19 protein-coding genes and 2 pseudogenes are annotated in these 22,531 nt (G+C 63.3%); 7 read left to right on the top strand and 14 right to left on the bottom strand.

Annotated features, from left to right (window positions below; all coding sequences use genetic code 11):
* Nucleotides 1-61: 61 nt before the first annotated feature.
* Nucleotides 62-328, bottom strand: coding sequence for a hypothetical protein (locus PRtIB026_RS16600; RefSeq protein WP_028690802.1), 267 nt, complete (start codon nucleotides 326-328; stop codon nucleotides 62-64).
* A gap of 333 nt (nucleotides 329-661) precedes the next feature.
* Between PRtIB026_RS16600 and PRtIB026_RS16595 the strand changes: the two genes are divergently transcribed.
* Nucleotides 662-1,987 carry a sigma-54 dependent transcriptional regulator gene (locus PRtIB026_RS16595; RefSeq protein WP_203646383.1) on the top strand — a complete coding sequence of 442 codons (1,326 nt, stop codon included), beginning with the start codon at nucleotides 662-664 and terminating at the stop codon, nucleotides 1,985-1,987.
* 156 nt (nucleotides 1,988-2,143) lie between these two features.
* Here PRtIB026_RS16595 and PRtIB026_RS16590 read toward each other — a convergent pair whose 3' ends face one another.
* From PRtIB026_RS16590 to PRtIB026_RS26690, 11 genes and pseudogenes are all read right to left on the bottom strand, one after another.
* Complete coding sequence (locus PRtIB026_RS16590; protein WP_203646385.1) at nucleotides 2,144-4,339, bottom strand: LTA synthase family protein; 2,196 nt, start codon at nucleotides 4,337-4,339, stop codon at nucleotides 2,144-2,146.
* 129 nt (nucleotides 4,340-4,468) lie between these two features.
* Entirely contained in the window at nucleotides 4,469-5,749 is a 1,281-nt protein-coding gene (locus PRtIB026_RS16585; protein WP_203646387.1) for a hypothetical protein, read from the bottom strand.
* A 46-nt stretch (nucleotides 5,750-5,795) separates the two neighbouring features.
* The gene (locus PRtIB026_RS16580; protein WP_203646389.1) at nucleotides 5,796-6,533 is read right to left on the bottom strand and encodes a hypothetical protein; all 738 of its coding nucleotides are present in this window, start codon (nucleotides 6,531-6,533) and stop codon (nucleotides 5,796-5,798) included.
* Between the two features lie 33 nt (nucleotides 6,534-6,566).
* Nucleotides 6,567-7,247 carry a C39 family peptidase gene (locus PRtIB026_RS16575; RefSeq protein ID WP_203646390.1) on the bottom strand — a complete coding sequence of 227 codons (681 nt, stop codon included), beginning with the start codon at nucleotides 7,245-7,247 and terminating at the stop codon, nucleotides 6,567-6,569.
* Nucleotides 7,248-7,310: 63 nt separating this feature from the next.
* A complete protein-coding gene (locus tag PRtIB026_RS16570) occupies nucleotides 7,311-8,621 on the bottom strand; it encodes a heme utilization protein (RefSeq protein ID WP_203646391.1) in 1,311 nt (436 codons plus the stop codon).
* 52 nt (nucleotides 8,622-8,673) lie between these two features.
* On the bottom strand, nucleotides 8,674-9,246 hold the full coding sequence (locus PRtIB026_RS16565) for an adhesin (protein ID WP_203646392.1): 573 nt from the start codon (nucleotides 9,244-9,246) through the stop codon (nucleotides 8,674-8,676).
* A 1-nt stretch (nucleotide 9,247) separates the two neighbouring features.
* Nucleotides 9,248-9,691: a hypothetical protein gene (locus PRtIB026_RS16560; protein ID WP_203646393.1), complete on the bottom strand. Its 444-nt coding sequence runs from the start codon at nucleotides 9,689-9,691 to the stop codon at nucleotides 9,248-9,250.
* 298 nt (nucleotides 9,692-9,989) lie between these two features.
* Nucleotides 9,990-10,541, bottom strand: coding sequence for an AAA family ATPase (locus PRtIB026_RS16555; protein WP_203646396.1), 552 nt, complete (start codon nucleotides 10,539-10,541; stop codon nucleotides 9,990-9,992).
* A complete protein-coding gene (gene pnuC / locus PRtIB026_RS16550; RefSeq protein WP_203646398.1) occupies nucleotides 10,538-11,104 on the bottom strand; it encodes a nicotinamide riboside transporter PnuC in 567 nt (188 codons plus the stop codon). The genes PRtIB026_RS16555 and pnuC overlap by 4 nt, the downstream gene beginning before the upstream one ends.
* A gap of 125 nt (nucleotides 11,105-11,229) precedes the next feature.
* Nucleotides 11,230-11,745, bottom strand: a pseudogene (locus PRtIB026_RS26695) (methyl-accepting chemotaxis protein); the annotation flags it as partial.
* A 405-nt stretch (nucleotides 11,746-12,150) separates the two neighbouring features.
* A pseudogene (locus tag PRtIB026_RS26690) lies at nucleotides 12,151-12,774 on the bottom strand (cache domain-containing protein); the annotation flags it as partial.
* A gap of 390 nt (nucleotides 12,775-13,164) precedes the next feature.
* On the opposite strand from PRtIB026_RS26690, the gene PRtIB026_RS16540 reads away from it, so the two are divergent.
* Both PRtIB026_RS16540 and PRtIB026_RS16535 read left to right on the top strand, forming a co-directional pair.
* On the top strand, nucleotides 13,165-13,995 hold the full coding sequence (locus tag PRtIB026_RS16540) for an undecaprenyl-diphosphate phosphatase (protein ID WP_203646402.1): 831 nt from the start codon (nucleotides 13,165-13,167) through the stop codon (nucleotides 13,993-13,995).
* 10 nt (nucleotides 13,996-14,005) lie between these two features.
* Complete coding sequence (locus PRtIB026_RS16535; RefSeq protein WP_420713668.1) at nucleotides 14,006-14,413, top strand: DUF1294 domain-containing protein; 408 nt, start codon at nucleotides 14,006-14,008, stop codon at nucleotides 14,411-14,413.
* A 971-nt stretch (nucleotides 14,414-15,384) separates the two neighbouring features.
* Here PRtIB026_RS16535 and PRtIB026_RS16530 read toward each other — a convergent pair.
* Nucleotides 15,385-16,029 (bottom strand): helix-turn-helix transcriptional regulator, encoded by a 645-nt coding sequence (locus PRtIB026_RS16530; RefSeq protein WP_203646406.1) that lies wholly within the window; start codon nucleotides 16,027-16,029, stop codon nucleotides 15,385-15,387.
* A 229-nt stretch (nucleotides 16,030-16,258) separates the two neighbouring features.
* Here PRtIB026_RS16530 and hisN point away from each other — a divergent pair, with 229 nt between their 5' ends.
* From hisN to PRtIB026_RS16515, 3 genes are all read left to right on the top strand, one after another.
* Nucleotides 16,259-17,050: a histidinol-phosphatase gene (hisN, locus tag PRtIB026_RS16525; protein ID WP_203646408.1), complete on the top strand. Its 792-nt coding sequence runs from the start codon at nucleotides 16,259-16,261 to the stop codon at nucleotides 17,048-17,050.
* 111 nt (nucleotides 17,051-17,161) lie between these two features.
* A complete protein-coding gene (locus tag PRtIB026_RS16520; protein ID WP_203646410.1) occupies nucleotides 17,162-17,896 on the top strand; it encodes a hypothetical protein in 735 nt (244 codons plus the stop codon).
* 237 nt (nucleotides 17,897-18,133) lie between these two features.
* Nucleotides 18,134-19,090 (top strand): AraC family transcriptional regulator, encoded by a 957-nt coding sequence (locus PRtIB026_RS16515; RefSeq protein WP_203646413.1) that lies wholly within the window; start codon nucleotides 18,134-18,136, stop codon nucleotides 19,088-19,090.
* Nucleotides 19,091-19,139: 49 nt separating this feature from the next.
* Here the strand turns inward: PRtIB026_RS16515 and PRtIB026_RS16510 are convergent, their stop codons facing one another.
* Nucleotides 19,140-19,838: a pirin family protein gene (locus PRtIB026_RS16510; protein WP_203646415.1), complete on the bottom strand. Its 699-nt coding sequence runs from the start codon at nucleotides 19,836-19,838 to the stop codon at nucleotides 19,140-19,142.
* A gap of 187 nt (nucleotides 19,839-20,025) precedes the next feature.
* On the opposite strand from PRtIB026_RS16510, the gene PRtIB026_RS16505 reads away from it, so the two are divergent.
* A complete protein-coding gene (locus tag PRtIB026_RS16505; protein WP_203646417.1) occupies nucleotides 20,026-22,530 on the top strand; it encodes a UvrD-helicase domain-containing protein in 2,505 nt (834 codons plus the stop codon).
* Nucleotide 22,531 lies beyond the last annotated feature (1 nt).

Raw genomic sequence — 22,531 nt, 5'->3', positions numbered from 1 at the left:
CCGAAAGTGGGGAAACTTGCACAAGTGCGTGGCAACCACGCACTGGCGGCACAGTGCTCTTTTACTTCGGCATTGACCAGGGTTGCAGGTCGTAACCTTTGCCGGATAGTTCGGCGCGCACTTCCTCGATCAGGCTGGCCCATTGCGCGGGGTCGGAATAGACGCGCGAGGACACTTGTTTGCTGCCGATACGGGTGCTGGTCCGGTCGATCACTGCCAGGCTCAGTTCACCAGTACCGTTGGGTGCATCCCAGGCTACGCACTGGAAGGGTTCGAAGGCGTGGTCGGCGATCAGCAGTGCTTCGTTGACACGGAGCGGGGCGTTCATGGTTCGGTCTCTCTCATGGTCCCAAACAGCGAAATAAGGTGCCGCGGTGTTATTCCACAAAAGTGTACAGCGCGGGGTTATTTGTACTGATGCTCCAGATCAGGGTTCAAGTCACATGGCCGTTGAAATTTTTTTATATCGATGATGTTTTCCTGCCTGCCCAGCGCACCTAAGACGGCAATTGAGTTGGAAAATTCCCGGAGGCGTATGCGTGGATCAAGGCGGGCTGACCAACGGTAGTGGGGGGCGTCAAGTTCATTGCTACTGTTAATTCGGGCGTCGCAACTGTCTGTTTATAGTTAAAAAACCTAAATCTGGCGCCAAGGAAAGGTCATGCTCGATACCGCATCCCTACGCCGCTTGCTGATTGTCGACCCCTGCGATGATTGCCACCGCCTTTTACCGGGCCTGCGCAGTGTCGGCTGGGATGTGCGAAGTAGCACGCTCGAGGCGGCAATGGAGCAGCCCTGCGACGTCGGCCTGGTACGCCTGCAGGCCTCGCACCTGCTGCACCCCGAAGCGCTCAAGGACCTGATCAAGCGCAGCAATACCGAATGGATCGCCGTGCTCAGCGCCGAAGAGCTGCGCCTGCAGAATGTCGGCGATTTCGTCTGCGAGTGGTTTTTCGACTTCCACACCCTGCCGTTCGATGTCTCGCGAGTGCAGGTTACCCTGGGCCGCGCCTTCGGCATGGCGCGGCTGCGCGGCAAGGGCGCGGTACGGGTGGATGAGCCCGAGCATGAACTGCTGGGTGAGAGCCGGCCGATCCGCGAGTTGCGCAAGTTGCTGGGCAAGTTGGCGCCAACCGAATCGCCGGTGCTGATCCGTGGCGAAAGCGGCACGGGTAAAGAGTTGGTGGCGCGTACCCTGCATCGGCAATCGCAACGGCGCGACAAGCCGTTCATCGCCATCAACTGCGGCGCCATCCCCGAGCACCTGATCCAGTCCGAGCTGTTCGGTCATGAAAAAGGCGCGTTCACCGGTGCGCACCAGCGCAAGGTGGGGCGTATCGAGGCGGCCAATGGCGGCACCCTGTTTCTCGACGAGATCGGTGACCTGCCGCTGGAGCTGCAGGCCAACCTGCTGCGCTTTCTCCAGGAGAAGCACATCGAGCGGGTAGGGGGGAATCAGCCTATCGCGGTGGACGTCAGGGTTCTGGCGGCTACCCATGTGGACCTGGAGAAGGCCATCGCGCTGGCGCGCTTTCGCGAGGACCTGTACTACCGGCTCAATGTCCTGCAGGTGATGACCGCGCCGCTACGTGACCGGCATGGCGACCTGTCGATGCTGGCCAGTCATTTTTCCCAGTTCTACAGCGCCGAGACCGGCCGGCGCCCGCGTTCGTTCAGCGACGGCGCCCTTGCGGCCATGGGGCGCCACGATTGGCCGGGCAATGTCCGGGAACTGGCCAACCGGGTACGGCGCGGCCTGGTGCTGGCCGAGGGGCGGCAGATTGAAGCGCAGGACCTGGGCCTGCAGGAGTTGCAGGAGCAGGACCAGCCATTGGGCACGCTGGAGGACTACAAGCACCGGGCCGAGCGTCAGGCGCTGTGCGATGTGCTGAACCGGCACAGCGACAACCTGAGCATCGCGGCCAAGGTGCTGGGGGTCTCGCGGCCGACGTTTTATCGGTTGTTGCACAAGCATCAGATTCGTTGACGCCAGGGGCTGCTTTGCAGCCCTCTTCGCGGCACAAGGCCGCTCCTACAGGGGGCGCGGTCCTCTGTAGGAGCGGCCTTGTGCCGCGAAAGGGTCGCAAAGCGACCCCGGCAATAAATGCAAAATCCTTGAAGGGATGACCGTTACAACCATCCCTCAACTCGACTGGGCAAGATGCCCATCCGCCAGTTCCTCCACCGTCTCCGGCTCATCCGGCAGTGCAGTGATCACGCTGAAGTCACTGACCTCCACCTCGCCACCGCCATACCCCAGCAAATGGAAGGAAAACGCCTTGCGGACGGTAGGGTTGTCGAAGTCGAACTCCATTTCCAGCGGTTCGTCGGCCGTCACCCGCATCTCTTCAGGCAGCCCGAGCTGCACGTCCTGCTCCAGTTCCTTGGCCTTGAGGCGGATGTACGCCGCATGCCGGGGATCCAGCGCCCGTACCTTCAAGCGTACGCGGGTGCGGGAGCCCTCAGGCATTTCCAGGTACTGCGCGCCGATCAGGTTGTCCGCCCAGTCATCCTTGATCCGCTCGGCCAGGGCGATGGGTGATGGCCCGCCGAACTGGTAGCGCAGGTTGAGCGGGGTCTGCAGCAGCGACTGATCAAGGCTCGCTGCCAGCAGATTGAGCTGCGGACCGAGGCTGTCGTCGCCACGGCCGAGGAATTTGGCCTGGTCGGCAATGAACCCGCTGCTGGCATAGCGTCGGCAGCGTTGCTGGAAGTCGCATTCGTTGAGGGTGCCCTGGCCGTCATGGTAGCGCAGCATGCCATTGGTGAAGGAGATCATCTCGCGGCCGTTGTCGTAATCGCGGTACAGCGAACGTCCGCCCAGGGCTGCCGGGATCGGCAGGGCGAAGTAGTCGAGCAGGGAAGTGCTCAGGTCGATATGGCCGTAGGTGCCCTGCTTGAGCCTGGGCAGTTGGGCCTGTTCCGGCGCCAACGTAAGGTTGAAGCCCCAGGCCGAGGCCAGGCGCACGCCATCGATGCCATGGGATTCGTCCGAGGTGACGATCACCAGGGTATCTTCCAGCACGCCCTGTTTCTCGAGGCTGTCGAGGAAGCCGCCCAAGGCATCGTCGAGGTAGGCCACCGCGGCCTGCTTTGGCGTATCGAAGCGTTGCAGGTAGGCGTCAGGCGCCGAATAGGGCTGGTGGGTGCCAACCGTGAGCAGGGTGAGCATCCACGGCTGAGGTTGCTTGCGCAGCTCACCGACGTAGTCGAGCGCGCCTTCGAAGAAGGCGCGGTCGTCCTTGCCCCAGGGGAACTCCAGGTAGTTGTCGTTGGCGAACCACTCCAGGCCATGCACCGAGTCGAAACCGATGTGCGGCATGATCCGGTCCTTGGCCATGAAGCGCAGGCCGGCGCCCTGCAGATAATGGGTGGCGAAACCGGCCTCGCGCAGCTGGGCCGGCAGGCAGGCCTGGTTGCGTTGCTGCTGGGTCAGCAGCTCGACGCCCTTGGGCGTGCCGTTGGCCAGCTTGTCGTAGTCGCCGCAGAGCATCGCGTAGAGACCGCGAATGGTCTGGTGGGTGTGCAGAACATAGTCGGGGGTGTTCATGCCGCGCTCGGCCCACTGGCTGAGCCGCGGCATCAGGTCCTGCTCGAAGCGACTGCCCAGTGCCTCGCGGTTGGGGCGCAGGTAGGCGCCGGGGATGCCCTCGACGGTGATGATCAGCAGGTTGCGCGCCTTGCCTGGCGCATCCAGCAGTTTGACGCCATTGAGGTCGGACTGGGTCAGGCCGGCGCTGGACAGCGCCGTAACCGTTGGCGCCTGGCCCATGCCACTCAGGGCCTGGTGCTGGAGTTTGCCCACCGCCGCCGACAGCGCCTGGTGGGTGAGACCGTACTGGCGCCATTGGTCGGCATCGGAGGGGGTCAACTGCTGGCCGCCCCAGTGCAGGCCGAACAGCACCACGGGCACGGCCCAGAGGCGTCGTGGCAATGGCGCGCCGACAGGTGAGCGCCATACGCTCGCCAGCCAGCCGCCAAGGCCGGCGGCCAACAGGGCGGGCAGCCAGGGATGGGCCAGGGCGCCGGCGGTGGAGTTCTCCATGAACTGCGGGTCGACCAGATAGGCCAGGTCGTCGACCGTGGGCAGCCGGCCGACGGCACTGACCAGCTCGGCGGAGGCCACCCACAGGCCGCCCCAGGCCAGCAGCAGCGGCAGGGCCAGCCACCAGGCGCGACGCTGCCCGAGCAGCAACAGCAGGCTGCCGATGGCCAGGTCGGACAGGTAGCCGAAGGGGTTGGACCAGCCCAGCAGGGCACGCGCGGTCAGCGGAATCACCAGCACCAGGATTGCCAGCGTGGCAAGGCGGGCGCGAGGGTGACCGAGCAGGTTGTTCACGAAACTTTCCTTAATGCCATTAAATCGTCACAAAACTGTGCGCGATGATAACAGGCCGATGCCGGGAAAGTCGGTCGCTACAAAACCGGTAACCAAATCCCGGGCCCTGGATCGGGCCCGGCGGAAGGGTCAGAAGTAATAGGGGAATTTCAGGCTGAACGAGAAGTCCGGCGAGTCCTCGGTAAGGCCGATGGACAGGTTGGGCACGATGGTCAGGTTGTCGGTGGCGGCGAAGGTCAGGCCGATGTTGAAGTTGGCGGCGTTGTAGTCGCTGTTGGTGATCGACTGCCAGTCGCCGCCGTCCGGCTTGATCTTGCTCTTGCTGGCGAACTGGTCGGTGACCGAGAACGACATGCTCATGCGTTCGTTGAGGGCAAAGGCGATACCGCCGCCGATCTGCCAGGAGTCGCCCAGTTTCACGTCCCCCTTGACCTTGCTGTTGACCTGGGGGCTGATATCGCTGAACGAATCCTGCATGTTGTAGGTATACGACAGGCTGGCGAACAGCACCGCCGGGTCGAAGGTCTTGACCAGCGAAATGCCCGGCGTGATCGCCCAGACGCCGTTGCCGGTCGGCAGGCTCTCCGGCACCGACAGGTTGTTGTTGGTCGGGTCCTCGACCAGCTTGATGCCATAGGGGTCCTTGCCGGTGGGCGCCTTGACCCGCAGGGTGAACACCGCGTCGGGCCAGTTCTCCGATTCGTCGAGGAATTTGTAGGCCACGCCAACGTTGACGTCGCCGATGGCCGGGTCGCGGGTGACCGACGCATCGGAGGTGACCGGGCCGGCACCGCCGGCGCCGCCGGAGGAATAGGTCGATTCGCGATAAACGATAGGTACGTTTATATCGAACTGCCAGCGTTGATCCATGTTGTAGCGGGCAGTCAGGTCCAAGGTCCAGTTGTCGGCCTTGATCCGGTCCAGGTTGATGTTGCCGAGGAAGATCGAGTCCAGGGCGAGGAAACCGTTGAGCGTCAGGGCGCGGGTATCGTAGTGGGTGTAGGTGATGCCGGTCTCGACGCTGAACTTGCCGCCACCGAAGAAGCCACTGGCCTCGTCATACAGGTTGGAAACGCTTTGCGCGGGTTCCGAATCGTCCTTGAGCGACTGGCCGTAGGAGCTGCCAGTGCTGCCCGGTGCGCCGGATGCCACGGTCTGTGCGCCTTTGGCCGGTGACGAGGGGGATTTGGTCAGGCGCTTGGGCGGCGGGGCTGCCGGGGTTTCCTCGACCTGGCGCACACGCTGCTCAAGCACCATCAGGGCATTCTGCTGGGCTTCGTAGCGTTGCTTCAGTTCGCGTAATTCCTGCTTCAGTGCCTCGACCTGAGGGTCCGGAGCCGCGTTAAGCATTGTCGCAGGGGCCAATGTACTCAAACAGATTACAGCTCTGAACGTCAACGATCGTTGCATGGGTTAGCCGTCCCTTCTGACTACATACGATGAGACTGAGCGTAGATCAGTATCCGAGGGCGCGAAGACCTTTGAGCTGGTCAAGATTGCCGTTCAGCGCGGCGGCAGGGACATTGTCGCGCAACACGACGTTGAGCGAAGTGAGGTTGCTGACCTGGTTGCCGCTGCCGAGCAACGTGGCGTTCTGCATCAGCCCGCCCTGGGCGATCTGCTGCAGGGTGCTGCCCTGGTTGTTGCTGGCCACGACGTTCATTTGCACGCCGGTACCGCTCGCGGAGACGCTCAGGGAGCCTGCGGCATTGCTGCCGACCAATGTCGAGCCCGCAGCCAGCACCTGGCCTTGCTGTGGCGCCTCGGGGGCCTGGTTGGCCTTGGTGACGTTGATGTCGACGTTGTTGTTGGCCATGTTGTTGTCACCGGCCGCGCGCACCACCTGGGTGACGCCGACGGTGGTGTCCAGGCCACCGCCACCGGTGACGGTGCCGGTGCCCTTGGAACTGGACGAACCACTGCCTTTCTCGTCGATCATGGACACGTAGAACTGCGGCTTGATGGTCGACTGCTGCACCTGCATCGAGGTCTTCGCGCCGATGACATCGCCATTGGCGTTCTGCCAGGTGCTGCTCATGACCACGCCGAAGCTGACGATCCGCCCCGGCAGCACATAGCGACCGCGCAGGTTGGCCAACTCCTGATCCTTCAGTTCAATGGGTTTGAACGTCTCTGCCTGGATGGGCAGGGCGGTGGCCAGGCAGATCAGGGTAAGCCAGGCTGGAGTCTTCATGGGATGCTCCCGACGCGTCGCGCTCGATTATCATTAGAAGAAGTCGCTGCGGATGAAGCCGAAGTCCATCAGTTCGGCATCCTTGACCGGGGTGAAGGAATTGATGCGGTCCTTGGCACTCAGCGGCAGGGGCGGGTCGAGCAAGGCGTTGGTCTTGTCGTAGCCCTGGCCGATCACGGCGAAGATGATGCCGTTCCAGCCCTTGAGAAAGTCTTCGACCTTGTAGCGTTTGTGGCCGAGTACCGGGTCGCCGATGTAGACCCAGCCCTTGTCGACCCGTTGCAGGACCACGAAGTGCTTGTAGCCACGGATGTCCATCAGCACCACCACGGGAATGCGCACGCTGGTCAGGGTGTCGGCTGCGACCCGGTAGCCGCGGGCACGCATGCCGAGGCTTTCCACATAGCGCTTCATGTCGAGCATGGAGAAGCCCTGGACCTTGACCAGGTCCTGGTCGGCGTGGGCCAGCATGCCCTCGATGATCGTGTGTTCGTCCACGTCCAACCAGTAGGCTTGGCGCAGGATGGTTGCCAGCGCTGCGGCGCCGCAACTGAAGTCGGTCTTCTGTTGCACCAGGTCGGCGAATTTGCGCTCGCGGATGCTCTGGATGGGCTTGTAGATCACCGCGCCCCCCGGCAAAACCGAAAGCGGCATCTGCGCCGCTTCGCTGTAACTGGCCATGCACAGCAAAAACGCCAAGGCGATCATACGCATGGTCTTGTCCCCCGATCCTGTTGAGGAAAAGGCCCCCCGAAGGGGGCCTCAAGGTCACAGCTGTCAGAACGAGGTGTTGGAGATGGCCAGCGAGTTGCTTTGCTGGTTGCCCACACCGGCTGCCACGTTGACACCGAGGTTGCCGCTGCCGCCATTCACCGAGCCACTCAGGGTGGCGGTGTTGGTCACAGGGTTAGCCCAGCCGGTAGGAGTCAGCACCTGGAAGGACACGGTGTTGCTCAGGTCGTACGAGCTGGACTCGCTGTAGCTCTTCGAGCCGGATTTGGCGTACTCGGAGGCTTTGCTACCCGATTTTTCGAACGAAGAGTCGTAGGCCTTCTCGAACGAAGAGTCGTAGGACTTCTCGAACGAAGAGCTGGAAGACTTGTCGCGCGACTTGTCATACGAGGCGTCGATCGAGGCGCTCAGCGACGCATCGAACGAATCGGTGCGGCTGCGCTCGTGGCGGCCGAAGTCCTGGGTGTGGGTCACGCTGCCACTTGCCGAGGCATCCAGCGAAGCGTTCAGAGAACCACTGGCCGAGGAGCTCGACTCATGGCTACGCGAACCACTGGCGTCCGAGCTCTTCGAGCCACTGGCGCTCCAGCTGTTGGCACCGGCGGCCTCCCAGCTCGACGAGGAGCTGCCTTCCTTGCTGAAGCTGGAGTTCTTGTCGTACGAGGCGCTGCCACTTTTCGTGGTGGTGAAGGTCAGCGTATCGACCCGGAAGGTGCGGTCGGCGTTGTTGTTCACGACCAGGCCTGGGCCGTTCTGGTCGGCGGAGGCGGTGGCGGTGGCATTACCCAGTGGCGCATTGGAGTTGGCAATGGCCATGGTGTTTTTCTGTTGGTTCAGGTCGCCACCGGCAATGTTGATGCCCATGTTGCCGCTGCCGTTGTTGCCCGAGCCGCTCATGATGCCGGAGTTGGTGACGCCGTAGTTGTTGACCTTGTTGTTGTTGCTGTACTGACGCACATCGGCGGTGGCCGAGGCGGAGCCGAACACGAAGGTGTTATCCAGGCTCGAGTCGGCACCGGCGTTGGCGATGGCGGCGGCGTTGTCCTGCTGGTTGCCGGCGCCGGCGGCCACGTTGACACCGACGTTGCCGCTGGTGCCGGAAGCCGAGCTGCTCATTTCGGCTTCGTTCACGGTGCCTTCATTGCTGATGCGGTTGTTGGTGCTGCTTTGCTTGTCCCAGGCATTGGCGGTTGCATACACCGGGATCTTGGTAGGAGGAGGGGTGTGATGACCGTTGTTGTGATGACCATTGTGATGGTCGTTGCCACGCCGATCATTCTGCCCAGCTTGTACAGCCACAGCCATGATCGCAGCAATTGCGAAAACCAGAGGCTTGAGTGCCATCGAGGGTTTCATGGTGGTTCTCCGTACTTTATTTTAGGTTAAGTGTTGTTGTTACCTGTTTGGGTCAATCCGCGACCCGGATGCTCAGGGTGTTGGCCGTTCGGTTTCCCACCCCGGCACTCTGATTCAACTGCACCACGCCACGGCTACCGGTGAATGCCTGGTCGCTGGTGCTGACCTGGCGATGGCCGGGTGTCTGGGCAGTTGGATCCGAGCTGTTGACCAGCGCCACGTTCTGTTGCAGAAGGACGCTGTCGTCGATGCTTTGCGGTTGGGCACTGACGCTGATGCGCAGTGCGTTGGCTTGTTGGTTGCTGGCGCCGGCGCTCTGGTTGACCCCGAGGATGCCGTTGCCATGACTGAAGGCCGTGCCCTGGATGCTGGACTGGGCGTCCAGCGCAGGGTCGACATGGGTGCGCAGGCGCTGGCGGATCTGGGTGCTGGCGTTGGCGTCGTGGCCGATGGCGATGGCCCGGGCGTTGACCTGTTGCTGTTGGTCGCCGGCTGCCTGGTTGACGCCCAGGTTGCCTTGGTATTGCGCGCCGGAACTGTCGATGGTGGCATTGTTGATCACGGGGGATTGGGCGAAGGCCGAAGCACTGCACAGCGTGGCCAGGATCAGCAGCGAATGCCTCATGTCATTGGCCTCCGCCGAGCACTTTCAACGCGCCCAGGCCTTGCTGGACGTTGGAGTTGACCATGTTGGCGATGCCGTTGCCGCCCGAGCCCGAGCCACGTCCGCCGGCGATGTTGGGCAACTGGGTCTGGTTGCCGATGTTGCTGCCGATGGTGTTGGTCTGCTGGGTGATCAGCGAGTTGATCCCGGCGCCGCTGGTGATGCCGGCGAAGTCGCCGTCGCTCAGCTCACTGGTCTGCCTGAGGATGTGCGCGGACGGGTTGGTGTTGACAGTGACCGGATTGGGGTCGGGCATCATGGGGGCGCGTATCGCGCTGCGCGTCTGCACTTCGCGGGTGATGACGACGATGCCGTTGTCTGCCTGGGCGGGCAGGCTGAAGCTGGATCCCAAAGCGCAACCAAGCAGCAGGAGGTGACAGATCTTGCCTTTTTCTGGTTTCCCCACGATGGCAATTCCTTCTTCGGCGTTTGGGCCAGGGGCCGCGTTGCCAGAAGGAGAGCAGAAGCTGTGCCGGTTTTTGTTATTGCTTGAGAATCAGGAGCTTGTGTGGGAAGCGCTCGTGCGTCAGAGAGTTGGTGTATCAGTGCTGAGACAGATCCCGGGCCAGGGAGGGGGCGAAGCCCGTATTATCGGGCTTCGAAGGGGAGGCGACGGCGGTGTATCAGCGATGTGACACTGCCCCCGAATCTGCGGCAATACGCGCAAATCCGGGGACTAAGGCCAGTCGATGTGTATCAGCGGTTTAACATTCAGTGGGGATGGCCGGGCATTTTCCGTCAAGCAAGCGTTGCACCGCGCCCAGTACCGTGACGCTGCGCTGTGGCCAGTCTCCGTCGATGACCTGCACGTTCTGTTGATGGCGTTGCAACCAGGCCAGGCTGTCGTCAAAGAACGCCTGGCGCTCCTCAAGGCGGGGCTGGCAGCGTTGCCCGTCACCGACCCATTCGACGCCCTCAGGGCGCAGCAGCAGGTGCAGGTCGTAATGGCGCGCCGTCAGCGCTTCTTCGATCCAGGCGGGGCAGTCACCGAACAGTGCCCGGCTCCAGAGGATGTTGCTGAGCAGGTGGGTATCGAGAATCAGCAGTGCCGGTGCTTGCTCTCGGCCTTGATCTTCCCAGGCCAGCTGGCCGCGGGCGATGGTGGGGATGTCGGCATAGCAGGTGTCGCGTTGTTCGCGCTCCATGAAATGGCGGACGTACTCGCCGACCAGCATGCCACCGAAATGCGCCTGGATTTCGCCGCTCAACCAGCTCTTGCCGCTGGACTCCGGGCCACACAGCACCAGCACTTTCATACCGTTGCCAGCGCCGGGTCGCGGCGCCACTCCAGCCAGCCGCGCACGGCGATCAGGGTGAACAGGGCGTAGAGCGCGGCGGTGAGGTACAGACCCTTGTACAGGAACAGGCCGACGAAGATCACGTCCACGACTACCCACAACGCCCAGCATTGCAGGCGCTTCTGCGCCATCCACAGCTGCGCCACCAGGCTGAAGCCGGTGAGGGCGGCGTCCAGCCAGGGCTGGGCGGCGTCGGTCCAGTGCGCCATGCCCGCGCCCAGCAGCAAGCTGGCCAGCAGGCCGGCCGCCAGGCCCTTGAGCATCGGCGCAGGGGCCAGGCGGGTCACCTGGCGGGCATCCTCGATACGGTCAGGTCGGGTCCACTGCCACCAGCCGTACAGCTGCAGCACCGCGTAGACCAACTGCAGGAGCATGTCCGAGTACAGCTTCACCTCGTAGAAGATCCAGCTGTACAGCACCACCATCACCAAACCGATCGGCCAGCACCAGGGGTTCTGCTTGACGGTGAGCCAGACGGCGATGACGCCGAGCGCGGCGGCGAAGAGTTCGAGGCCGGACATCGGCGATCCTTGGGCGGGGAAAGGGCGGGATGCTACAAGTTTCGAGCGGCAAGCAGCAAGCTGCAGTGGCGGGGACACTGCTGGGGCGCTCTTTCTTGCCGCTTGCAGCTTGTCGCTTGCCGCCACTAAACCCTGAACTGGCGCAGCAGTTGCTCCAGGTCCTCGCTCAGCCGCGCCAGGGCTACTCCGGCGTCGCTGGACTGGCGCGCGGCCTCGGCGGTCTGTTGCGACAGGTCGGCGGTTTCGGTGACGTTGCGGTTGATCTCCTCGACTACGTGGGACTGCTGCAGGGTGGCGCTGGCGATCGAGGCATTGAGCGCACCGAGGTTGCCCAGCGCCTGGCTGATGGCATCGAGGCTGCTACCGGCCTCGCGAGCCTGCTCGACCGTCTGGCGCGAGGCTTCGCTGCTGGTGTCGATGGCCCGCACTGCGGCCTCGGACTGACCCTGCAGGTGCTCGATCATGGTCTGGATCTCGGCGGTCGACTGAGCGGTGCGCTGCGCCAGCAGACGCACCTCGTCGGCGACCACGGCGAAGCCGCGGCCCTGCTCGCCGGCGCGGGCGGCCTCGATGGCGGCGTTGAGGGCGAGCAGGTTGGTCTGCTCGGCGATCGAGCGGATTACCTCGAGCACGCCACCGATCTTGGTGCTGTGACTGGCCAGTTCACGGATCACCTGCACCGCTTGCTCGATGGTTGCCGAAAGCCGGTCGATCTGCTGCAGGCTGCCGTGGATCGCCTGCTGGCCATGGCCGACCTGGGTCTGGGCGTTGCGCATCTCGCTGGAGGCCTGTTCGGCGTGCTTGGCCACGTCATGCACGGCGTAGGAAACCTCGTTGATCGCGGTGGCCACCTGGTCCATCTGCAGCGATTGCTGGGTACTGCGGGCCTGGGCGGCGCCTGCGTTGTCGCCGACATGGCCGGCAGATTCGGCCAAGTGATGGGCAGCGCCCTGCAACTGGCCGACCACCCCCTGCAGCTTGCCGTTGAAACGGTTGAAGTGTTCGCCCAGAAGGGTGATTTCATCACGGCCATGGGTGTCCAGGCGCCGGGTCAGGTCGCTTTCGCCACTGGCGATGGTGCCCATGGCTTGTACCGCCTCCTGCAGCGGGCGGGCGATGCTGCGGGCGATCAGCATCACCAGCAGGGCCATCAGCAGGGCGATGCCCAGGCCGACCAGCGAGGCGTCGCGCAGTTGGCGGGCGAACTCGGCCTGCACGTCGTCGACGTAAACGCCCGAGCCGATGATCCACCCCCAGGGTTTGAACAGCTGGATGTAGGAGGTTTTCTCCACCGGGTCGCTGGCGCCGGGCTTGGGCCAGCGATAGTCGACCGGCCCCGCACCCTGGCTGCGGGCCAGGGCGACCATCTCGTTGAACACGGCAAAGCCATCCGGGTCGCGGATGGCCGAGAGGTCCTGGCCATCGAGCTTGGGGTTGGCCGGGTGCATGACCATCTTCGGTTGCAGGTCGTTGATCCAGAAGTAGTCGTTCTGGTCGTAGCGCAGCCCGCGCACCACTTGCAGGGCTTGCTGCTGCGCGGCTTCGCGGGTGAGCGTGCCGGCGGCCTCCAGGCCCTGGTAATACGTCAGGATGCCGGCGGCGGTCTGCACCACATGGCGGGTCTTTTCGGCCTTGGCCTGGTACAGGTCGCCGTGGAGCTGGCGCAGCATCAGCAGGCCCAACACCAGCAGCATGGCCACGGCCACCAGCAGGATCAGCCACAGACGGCGGCTGATCGACATCGACCTCAGGGTCTTCATGATGCGTTACTCCAGTCTTTGTTCTTTTTATCCAGGGCATCCAAGCATGCTTTGCCGCCGGCCCCCACTCGACCAACGGCTAATGAGTCTTTCTTGACATCCTGTGTAGCAGGTAACGCAAGCCTTGAAACACAGGCTCTGCTAGGATTTCGGCCGCGCCAGATGAAACCTTTAGGCTGCTGGGCTTTTCAGCTGGCCTTGGGAGCCACTGTCGCTGTAAAAAGCACGCGCCGCGTGCGGCATCATTGAGTCAATCAAAACAAGCGGCCTGCCACGCGCAGCGTCGCACTTGGGGGAAAGATGGATTTTTGGAGTGCCTTGCAGGCAATCATCTTGGGCGTGGTCGAGGGGCTGACGGAGTTCCTGCCCATTTCGAGTACCGGGCACCAGATCATCGTCGCCGACCTGATCAACTTCGGCGGCGAACGTGCCATGGCGTTCAACATCATCATCCAGCTGGGCGCGATCCTGGCGGTGGTGTGGGAGTTTCGACGCAAGATCTTCGACGTGGTGCTGGGCCTGCCCACACAGGTGCCGGCACGGCGTTTTACCGCCAACCTGCTGATCGCCTTCTTCCCGGCGGTGGTCCTTGGCGTGCTGTTCGCCGACCTGATCCACGAGTATCTGTTCAACCCCATTACCGTGGCCGCCGCACTGGTGGTGGGCGGGGTGATCATGCTGTGGGCCGAGCGTCGCCAGCATCGGGTGGAAGTCGATCATGTCGACGACATGCGCTGGAGCCATGCGCTGAAGATCGGTTTCGTCCAGTGCCTGGCGATGATTCCGGGCACCTCGCGCTCTGGTTCGACCATCATCGGCGGCCTGCTGTTCGGCCTGTCGCGCAAGGCGGCCACCGAGTTCTCGTTCTTCCTGGCCATGCCGACCATGGTCGGCGCGGCGGTGTATTCGGGGTACAAGTACCGTGAGTTGTTCCAGCCGGGCGACCTGCCGGTGTTCGCCCTCGGTTTCGTGGTGTCGTTCATCTTCGCGATGATCGCTGTGCGTGGGTTGCTCAAGTTCATTGCCAACCACAGCTATGCGGTGTTTGCCTGGTACCGGATTGCCTTTGGCCTGCTGATCCTGGCGACCTGGGAGTTCGGTTGGGTCGACTGGTCGACGGCGCACGGTTGACATGGCCCGTATGCAGTCTACGGCTAGGCGCGAGGAGGGCGTGCGCCATGCACGCCTGAAATGGCTGGTACTGGTGGTGCTTTGCCTGCTGCCGGTGGTGGGTGGCCTGCGAATGGGGTTGAGTGATGGGACCTGGCTGCCACTGGCGATGTATCCGCTGGTGAGCCTGGTCAGCTTGATGTTGTACTGGCAGGACAAGCAGCAGGCGCGGAACCAGGCTTGGCGCACGCCGGAGAAGGTGTTGCATGCCAGCGAGCTGCTGGGGGGATGGCCGGGGGCGTTGCTGGCGCAGCAGGTGTTTCGGCACAAGACGCGGAAGGTTGCCTATCAGGTGGTGTTCTGGGGGATTGTTTTTGTGCATCAGGTGTTTTGGGTTGATTATCTGTTCTTGGCGGGGCGTTGGGGGTTTGTGATCTGAGGATTGTTGTTGTTTGGTGGTTTTGGAAGTTGTATGCGCATTCATTTATGATGTCGACGCTTATTCACCTTTCCGCCCTTACGGCGGGTTACTTTGGTCTTGGTGTAGAGACCGGACCATAATGTGTCAACCATGTCTGCGCACATGTGTCAGCGATGTGTCCGGTCTCTACATCTTGGCCAAAGTAACCAAAGCCGCCTCGCTCCATTCATCCGGCCCTCCGCTTCGCTCCGGGTTCCCTCACTCCGGCCTTGCTCCCGGGAGGACCGCGCTGCAGGGCCCATCCTGGGCCCCAGCGCTTGACGGGCATCCATGCCCGTCACCTCCCTTCGCAAGGCCTGCGTTCGGCCTCCTGAAGTCGCGAAGTTACGGGCGGCGCCTGGATTGGCGCAGCTGTCGCTAGTTTGAATTTAATTAATCTCTCGATCGCATCGCGGGGCAAGCCCGCTCCCACGCTGTAGGAGCGGGCTTGCCCCGCGAAAGGGCCGGAACAACCGATGCATAACTAATGCTCAAACAACTAACTTCGCATTTCGTGCTCTTGCTCTTGCTCTTGCTCTTGCTCTTGCTCTTGCTCTTGCTCTTGCTCTTGCTCTTGCTCTTGCTCTTGCTCTTGCTCTTGCTCTTGCTCTTGCTTCTAAGCGCGCGATAGTTCAGGCAACACCAATTGCGACTTCAGGAGGCCGAGCGGAGTTCTTGCGGAGGGAGGTGACGGGCATGGATGCCCGTCAAGCGCTGCGCCCCAGGATGGGGCGTTCAGCGCGGTCCTCCCGGGAGCAAGAACGGAGCGAGGGAACCCCGGAGCGAAGCGCAGGGGCCGGATGAACGGAGCGGGGCGGCTTTGGTTACTTTGGCCGCGGACGGCGAGTTAAGACCAAAGTAACCCGCCGTAAGGGCGGAAAGGTGACTAAATGTCGATATCTTCTACGAATGCACATAAAAAACTCAAAACAACCACTGAAGAACCCAACTCACCCCTCAGCATACATCCACCTCATCAACGAATGCCGCCCACTGATCCCCAACTTTATCGCCGCCCTACGCAGGTAGCTCTCCACAGTATTGACCTTGAGCCGCAAGTGCTCGGCCTGCTGCGGCGCCGTAAGCCCGGCCAGCAACCCCTCGCACACCTGCATCTCCCGCTGCGACAGCCGGATCCCCGTCTGTCGCAGCCGTTCCAAAAACCGCTGCTCGACACTGTCGAGGTCCACCGGTCCAGGCGCGGCCGGCTGCAAGGCATTGATGTGCTTCTCCAGCATCGGCATCAGCAACGGCGAAATGTCTTCAAGCCGGCTGCGCTCGGTCGCCGAAAAGCCAACCCGCGGGTCAGCCCGCAACACCGTGATCTCGTAGCGGTAACCATCCTTGCGCCGCGCCAGGTGCAGGCGGGCAGGGTCGTCGAAGTCTTCGCCCGAATCACCGGCACTGAACACCGTCTCGCTGATCAGCGTCGCGTCCGGGCGGGTGGCGCAAACCGGGTCGCGCAACTGGCGAATGTGTGTGGCATCAATAGTCAGGTGGGTCTGGATCAGGTCGTGCAGATACCGCGGAAAATGGCGGCTGCCGGTACTGGCTATGACTTTGCCGATCTGCGGGAAGAGCAGGTGCGAATTCATCGTGTCATCCATGATAGGCGTTGGAACAAAGGGCCCGCGCACGCCAGTGACCAGCGTCCTTGACTGCCGGCGGGGCCGTTGGAGCTGCTTGCTATCCTAGTACAACGATTGAGTGACGGTTAAATGAAGCAGGAATAATGGCATAACAATATCATCGATCCCGCCGGGCATCCGCCTTATCGTGCAGTCGGGTATGATGCCGATCCTTTCCCATCACGAGGCCCGCCCCATGTCCCTGAGCGCTGACCAGATCGTCGAATTCCGCCATTTCGCCGAACAGCTGGCCGAGGCCGCCGCCACCGCGATCCAGCCGTACTTTCGCGCCAGCCTGGATGTCGAGGACAAGGGCGGACGCCTGTACGACCCGGTGACGGTCGCCGACAAGGCCGCTGAAGAGGCCATGCGCCAGCTGATCCAGGTTCATTATCCAACGCATGGCATCCTTGGCGAGGAGCAGGGCGCCGCACAGGGTAGCAGCCCGTTGACCTGGGTGCTCGACCCAATCGACGGTACCCGAGCCTTCATCACCGGCCTGCCGCTGTGGGGCACCCTGATCGCTCTCAACGATGGCGAGCGCCCGGTGGTCGGCGTGATGAACCAGCCGTTCACCGGCGAGCGCTTCATCGGCACCCCGCAAGGCGCATGGCGCGGCGAAACGAAGCTCAAGACCCGCGCCTGCGTCGACCTGGCCTCGGCCACGCTGATGTGCACCACCCCTGACATGTTCGACACCCCGGCACGCAAGGCGGCCTTCGAGGCGGTCGCCGGCAAGGCGCGGCTGATGCGCTACGGCGGCGACTGCTACGCCTACTGCATGCTGGCTTCGGGGTTCGTCGATGTGATCGTCGAGGCGAGCCTGCAGCCGTACGACGTGCAGGCGCTGATGCCGATCATCGAAGGGGCGGGCGGTGTCATCACCGCCTGGGATGGCAGCTCGGCCCAGGACGGTGGCTGCGTGGTGGCCTGCGGCGATCCGGCGCTGCACGCACAGGTGGTGGAGATGCTGCGTCACGCCATGTAAGGCTGTGCGCCCGCAATCGGCCTCGCCATCGCACTTTTTCGCATTTGTGCGTTCTATGCATGGCCAGGCCCCGCCGATCCCCGGCTGGGCCGACGACTTCCACCGGTGCCGATGGCCGTACGACGACATGCTCAGTTTCCCCGCCGCCTGCTGCTGGCCGGTACCCTGGTGTGCCTGGCCGCCTGCACCCAGCAACAGGGGCGCGACATGCTCACCCAGTTCGGCAACGGCAAGCCGGACGAGCTGTTCCAGACCAGTGTCGACCGCATGGCGACCCTGGCCATGCGCGACAACCTGCAAAGCCTCTACTTGCTGATGAACAAGCTGTACCTGCGTAACCCCAGCCAGTGGAAACAGTCCGGGTACCTCGACGCCACCACGGCGGCGCGGCAGATCCGCATCGCCATCGAGCAGCGCCAACCCTTGCCGCAACTGGGCGAGCGCCGTGACCTGGCTGCCCTGAGCTACGCCCTGAGCCCTGAATTTCGCGGTGATAGGGTCGGCGCGTTCATCTACGCCATTGGCAGCATGCTGGTTACCGCCCATGGCGGGCGCACCGAGTTCTACATGACCGACACCCTTGACCCGTTGTTCATCAACAACGCTGCCCGCAACATCGAGAAGGCCACCTGGATGCTCAGCCAGCGCCAGGATGCCAACGGCGTGCTGCTGCTGTTCTCCAACGAGATCTCCGAGCAGGGCAGCAACCTGAGCTTCGCCGTGGAGTTCGGCAAGGTCGTCGCCCGCCTGGACCTGCTGGCGCAGATGCTCGATGAGCGCTACCGACGGATCGGCCTGAACTATGCGCAGAGCCTGCTGCTGATGAATTTCCTGCCGGTGCAATGATCCATGTCCGCTGATCGCACAAGCTGACCCGGTCACTGTCCGCTGTCCGCCCGGCGTTTGTCGCCTGCGCATTGCCCAGACCCTGGGTTTTTGCTTAGTGTGGGCTTTGCCAGCCGACCGTCACCTGCCCCGACACACACCCCGCGGCTGAATAGAATGACCGTGAACGACCACCTGCGCACCCCTCGGTAGCCGCAGGCGGCGCCCATAACAATAACGATGGCGAGTGCCTTGTCCATGGAAAGCCGCCTGCTGAGCGAGCAAAGCTGCGTGTTCCACCACGCCGACCCTTATGCCGTGTCCGACTATGTGAACCGGCATGTGGGCCAGCACCATATCGGCCTGTCCCGCACCACCCACCCCCAGGCCAGCCTCAGCCACCGCAAGTTCGCCGAGCTGGACCTGTGCCGCATCAGCTACGGCGGCAGCGTTCGCGTTACCTCGCCGGCACTGGAAACCATCTACCACCTGCAGGTGTTGCTCAACGGCAATTGCCTGTGGCGCGGGCACCAGCGCGAGCACCACCTGGTGCCGGGCGAGCTGCTGCTGATCAACCCGGACGACCCGGTGGACCTGACCTATTCCGAGGATTGCGAGAAGTTCATCCTCAAGCTGCCGGTGCACCTGCTCGACAGTATCTGCGCCGAACAACGCTGGCAGCGCCCCAGCGGCGGTGTGCGCTTCCTGCGCAACCACTACCGGCTGGAGGAACTGGGCGGTTTCCTCAATCTCTTGGGCATGATCTGCAACGAAGCCGAAGTGAGCGGCTCACTGCCGCGGGTGCAGGGGCACTACAGCCAGATCGTCGCCAGCAAGTTGCTGACGCTGATGACCACCAATGTGCGCATGGAGACGCTGGGCGGGGCGGGCATGGGTCTGGAGCGGATTCTGGACTATGTGGAGCGCAACCTGAAACTGGAGGTGAGCGCCGAAGCGCTGGCCGAGCAGGCGAACATGAGCGTGCGTTCGCTGTATGCGCTGTTCGATCGCCACCTGAGCACCACGCCCCGGCAGTACATCCGCCAACGCAAGCTGGAGCGCGTGCAGGCCTGCCTGAGCGATCCCAGCTGCGCGGTGCGCAGCGTCACCGAACTGGCGCTGGACTACGGCTTCCTGCACCTGGGGCGGTTTTCCGAGAGCTATCGCCAGCGTTTCGGTGAGTTGCCGTCGGAAACGCTCAAGCGGCGAGGCTAGCCAAAGCGCGGGACAAACCCAAGTGGGCTTGCCCCGTCTTCGAGGTGGATCAGGCCACATCCACCAGCACGATCTCGCTGTCCTGCAGCGCGGTCACCTTCAGTACCGTCTCCTGCTCGATCGCCACGCCGTCGCGCGCCTTGGCCTGCAGCCCGTTCACTTCGACCAGCCCCTTGGCCGGTACCAGGTAAGCACGGCGCCCTTCATCGAGACGGTACTCGGCGCTTTCCCCGGCGCGCAGGGTAGCGGCCACCAGACGTGCATCGGTGCGGATGCGCAGGCTCTGCTCATCGCCCTCGCGACCGCTGGCCAGGGTCACGAAACCCTCGCCACGCTCGCCTTTGGGGAACGGCCGGGTACCCCAGGACGGCGCATCGCCGACCTTCTCGGGGATGATCCAGATCTGGAAGATCCGCGTGTCGACCTTCTCCAGGTTGTACTCGCTGTGGACGATGCCGCTGCCGGCACTCATCACCTGCACGTCGCCGGCCTCGGTACGGCCCTTGTTGCCCAGGCTGTCCTGGTGGGTGATGGCACCTTCGCGAACGTAGGTGATGATCTCCATGTCACGGTGCGGGTGAGGCGGGAAGCCTGCGCCGGCGGCGATCAGGTCGTCGTTCCAGACCCGCAGGTTGCCCCAGTGCACACGCGCCGGGTCATGGTACTCGGCGAACGAGAAGTGATGGTGGGCGTCCAGCCAGCCGTGGTTGGCGTGGCCAAGGCTCTCGAAGGGTCGCAGTTGCAGCATGGTGATGCTCCTCTGATTCGGTGGAATGGGGCCATGATGCGGCTTTAATAGATCGATAAAAAGCGTAAATATCGGCTTTATATGATCTGATAATTCGATAATATTTGGTGTGAATCAGCATGCGTTTCATCGCCTAATGCCCTGATCCATAAGCATTCGCTGGCACTTTTGCGTGGATGAGGCGAACATGCCCGTTGTTTCGACTTTCAATGGAGTGACCGTGCCTCACGAGCATCCCCAGGCCCCGGCCGACCTGACCCCGCCCGCCCAGTTGCCCTGGCTGCGCCGCCTGGCGGCCCGCCTGCTAGGGCGTGGCCTGTCGCGCCTGCAGGCGCAGCACCGTGACTCCTGGTTCCTGGGCCACGCCACGGGGCAGCGCAACGGCCATTCTGACGGCCTGCGCGAAGGCTATGAGCGGGGCCGGGTGGATGGCTATGAGGCCGGGCGCCAGGTCCTGGTAATCCGCGATACACGCCCCGAGCATGTCGCCGTGCCGGGCCAGGACGACAACCTGTTTGACGACTGGCGCCTGCCGCTGACCACCGAGCTGAAGAAGCGCTTCAAGGCCGATGTCGCCCAGCGCCTGCCTGCCGAGGCGCAACCGAGCGCGGCGCAGTGGAAGCTGATCTTCAGCGACACGCCGTCCACTTGCGTGGTGGCCGGTGCCGGGGCGGGCAAGTCGACCTCGCTGGTGCTGCGCATCCTGTTGCTGCGCCACTACCTGGGCTTCGAACTCGATGCCCTGACCGTGGTGACCTTCACCCGCGAGTCGCGCAAGGACTTCATCCAGCGCCTGCTGCAGGTGTTCGCCCTGTGGCAGGTTGAGCTGTCACCGGCCCAGGGGCGCGAGCTGGTGCGCACCTTCCACTCGCGCATCCTGCCACTGGTGCGCAGCCTGCCGGGTTTCGCCCAGGTACGGGCGTTCGAGACCCTGGGCAGCGAGATGCCCGTTGGCAGCGAGGCCAGCGCCGACAGCAATCCGTTCGACCTGCGCCTGAACGACGCCCAGCGCCAGCAACTCAACCTGTGCTACCGCGACCTGATGGGCCAGAGCCCGCGTTTTGCCCAGTTGATCGGGGCGCTGCGCCAGGAAGCCCTGCTGCTCAAACCGCTGGATCCGGATCACCCGGACGTGCAGAAACGCGCCCAGGTGACCCAGTTGGCGGCCCAGCGCGACGAGGAGTTGTGCGATGTGATCGAGGACCTGTGGTTCGCCGCCGGCGCCTGGCCGATCAAGGGCATCGAGCCGTGCCGGGACACGGTGCAGATCCGTGGCAGCCGCTTCCATGTGCACGGTCGCCTGGAAGGGCTGGATGCCTGGGTGGTACTGGGCTTCGACCCAGCCGAGAGCGGCCAGTACCAGCGCCCTGGCGCCAAGCTGGCGGTGCGTGCGGAATGGGCGGTTAAACGCACCCTGTTTCAAGCTTTCTGTGATAAGCCATTGATATGGCTTGATAACTACTCATCGGCAAAGCGCTTGGCGGCATCCTTGGCGGGTGATGCCGTGGCGGGTCCTGGCTTCGAGTACAAGGTCAAGGGCGAGCTGGCCCCGGCGCCGCTGCTCGACGCCTTCGTCACCGCGGCAAGCTTTATCGAGAACCTGGGCCTGGACGTCAATGCCGCAGTGGCGGCCATGAGTTTCCCGTCCGGCGACACCGATGCGGTCTTCTTCGAAGCCCTGGCCTTGTACTGGAAGGCGCTGGAGGCTCATCTGCTGGCCCAGTCGCCGCCGGTTATGACCTACAACCGCATGTTCGCCCTGTTCGGCGAGAACAACCCGGAGAACCTCGGGCTGTTGCCCGACCCGCTGCTGCGCCCCCTGGCGCACCTGATGATCGACGAGTTCCAGGATGTCTCGCCGCAGATCGTCAGCTGGCTGCGTGCGAGCCTGACCGAGATTCGCCGCCGTGGGCCGACCCTGCATGCCGGACGGGTGGCGCAGCATTCGTCGCTGATGTGCGTGGGCGATGACTGGCAGTCGATCTACGGCTGGCGCGGCAGCTCGCCGAAGTACTTCATGGAGTTCACCAAGGCGTTTCTGTCCCCCGCCAACACGCGGGTGATGCTGGTGGAAAACTACCGCAGTCAGCAGCACATCATCGATGCCGCCGAGCACCTGGTCAAAGGCGCGCCGGCCATCACCGGGAAGAAGGCCAGGGCCGCGGGGCCTGCGGCCGAGCTAGCGCTGACGCCGGTTCGGGTCTTCGACCGCGACGAGGCGGCACTGGCCGAAACCGTGATCGAACACTATCAGCGTGGCGAAACGGTCATGATGCTGTTTCGAAAAACAAGCGATAAGTTATTGATTGAACAGCATTTGTCGGCAGTTATTAAGGCTGATTCTAGCTTGCCGCCTGGCCAGCGCCGCCTGCGCCAGCTGACCTATCACAGTGCCAAGGGCCTGCAGGCCGATGCGGTGTTCATGCTGGGCGATTGCCAGTACCTGACCAGCTCGCCGTACAAGAACCAGGTCTACCGCCTGGCCGGCCTGGGCAAGCCAGGTGATGCCCAGGCGTTCGACACGGCGCAGAAGGAAGAGGTGCAGCGCCTGGCCTATGTGGCGGTCACCCGGGCGGTCCGCCATTGCTATTGGCATGTGGAGAAGGCCAGCGGCGAGACTGCCGGGCAATCGCGCGCATCGAGCCAGGTGCAGGGTCGGCAGGTCTTCTTCGAGGACCTGCGCGGCCAGTAGC

Source organism: Pseudomonas sp. RtIB026 (genome assembly GCF_016861355.2).
GTDB lineage: Bacteria > Pseudomonadota > Gammaproteobacteria > Pseudomonadales > Pseudomonadaceae > Aquipseudomonas > Aquipseudomonas peradeniyensis.
This window is presented reverse-complemented; position numbering and strand designations above follow the sequence as displayed.

Bases quoted from the DNA above. Each gene is read 5' to 3' on its own strand.
- PRtIB026_RS16575 (WP_203646390.1), bottom strand. From the start codon at position 7,247: ATGCGTATGATCGCCTTGGCGTTTTTGCTGTGCATGGCCAGTTACAGC.
- PRtIB026_RS16555 (WP_203646396.1), bottom strand. From the start codon at position 10,541: ATGAAAGTGCTGGTGCTGTGTGGCCCGGAGTCCAGCGGCAAGAGCTGG.
- PRtIB026_RS16530 (WP_203646406.1), bottom strand. From the start codon at position 16,029: ATGAATTCGCACCTGCTCTTCCCGCAGATCGGCAAAGTCATAGCCAGT.
- PRtIB026_RS16570 (WP_203646391.1), bottom strand. From the start codon at position 8,621: ATGAAACCCTCGATGGCACTCAAGCCTCTGGTTTTCGCAATTGCTGCG.
- PRtIB026_RS16505 (WP_203646417.1), top strand. From the start codon at position 20,026: ATGCCCGTTGTTTCGACTTTCAATGGAGTGACCGTGCCTCACGAGCAT.
- PRtIB026_RS16535 (WP_420713668.1), top strand. From the start codon at position 14,006: ATGCAGTCTACGGCTAGGCGCGAGGAGGGCGTGCGCCATGCACGCCTG.
- PRtIB026_RS16595 (WP_203646383.1), top strand. From the start codon at position 662: ATGCTCGATACCGCATCCCTACGCCGCTTGCTGATTGTCGACCCCTGC.
- PRtIB026_RS16580 (WP_203646389.1), bottom strand. From the start codon at position 6,533: ATGAAGACTCCAGCCTGGCTTACCCTGATCTGCCTGGCCACCGCCCTG.
- pnuC (WP_203646398.1), bottom strand. From the start codon at position 11,104: ATGTCCGGCCTCGAACTCTTCGCCGCCGCGCTCGGCGTCATCGCCGTC.
- PRtIB026_RS16565 (WP_203646392.1), bottom strand. From the start codon at position 9,246: ATGAGGCATTCGCTGCTGATCCTGGCCACGCTGTGCAGTGCTTCGGCC.
- PRtIB026_RS16510 (WP_203646415.1), bottom strand. From the start codon at position 19,838: ATGCTGCAACTGCGACCCTTCGAGAGCCTTGGCCACGCCAACCACGGC.
- PRtIB026_RS16600 (WP_028690802.1), bottom strand. From the start codon at position 328: ATGAACGCCCCGCTCCGTGTCAACGAAGCACTGCTGATCGCCGACCAC.
- PRtIB026_RS16540 (WP_203646402.1), top strand. From the start codon at position 13,165: ATGGATTTTTGGAGTGCCTTGCAGGCAATCATCTTGGGCGTGGTCGAG.
- hisN (WP_203646408.1), top strand. From the start codon at position 16,259: ATGTCCCTGAGCGCTGACCAGATCGTCGAATTCCGCCATTTCGCCGAA.
- PRtIB026_RS16585 (WP_203646387.1), bottom strand. From the start codon at position 5,749: ATGCAACGATCGTTGACGTTCAGAGCTGTAATCTGTTTGAGTACATTG.
- PRtIB026_RS16515 (WP_203646413.1), top strand. From the start codon at position 18,134: ATGGAAAGCCGCCTGCTGAGCGAGCAAAGCTGCGTGTTCCACCACGCC.
- PRtIB026_RS16520 (WP_203646410.1), top strand. From the start codon at position 17,162: ATGGCCGTACGACGACATGCTCAGTTTCCCCGCCGCCTGCTGCTGGCC.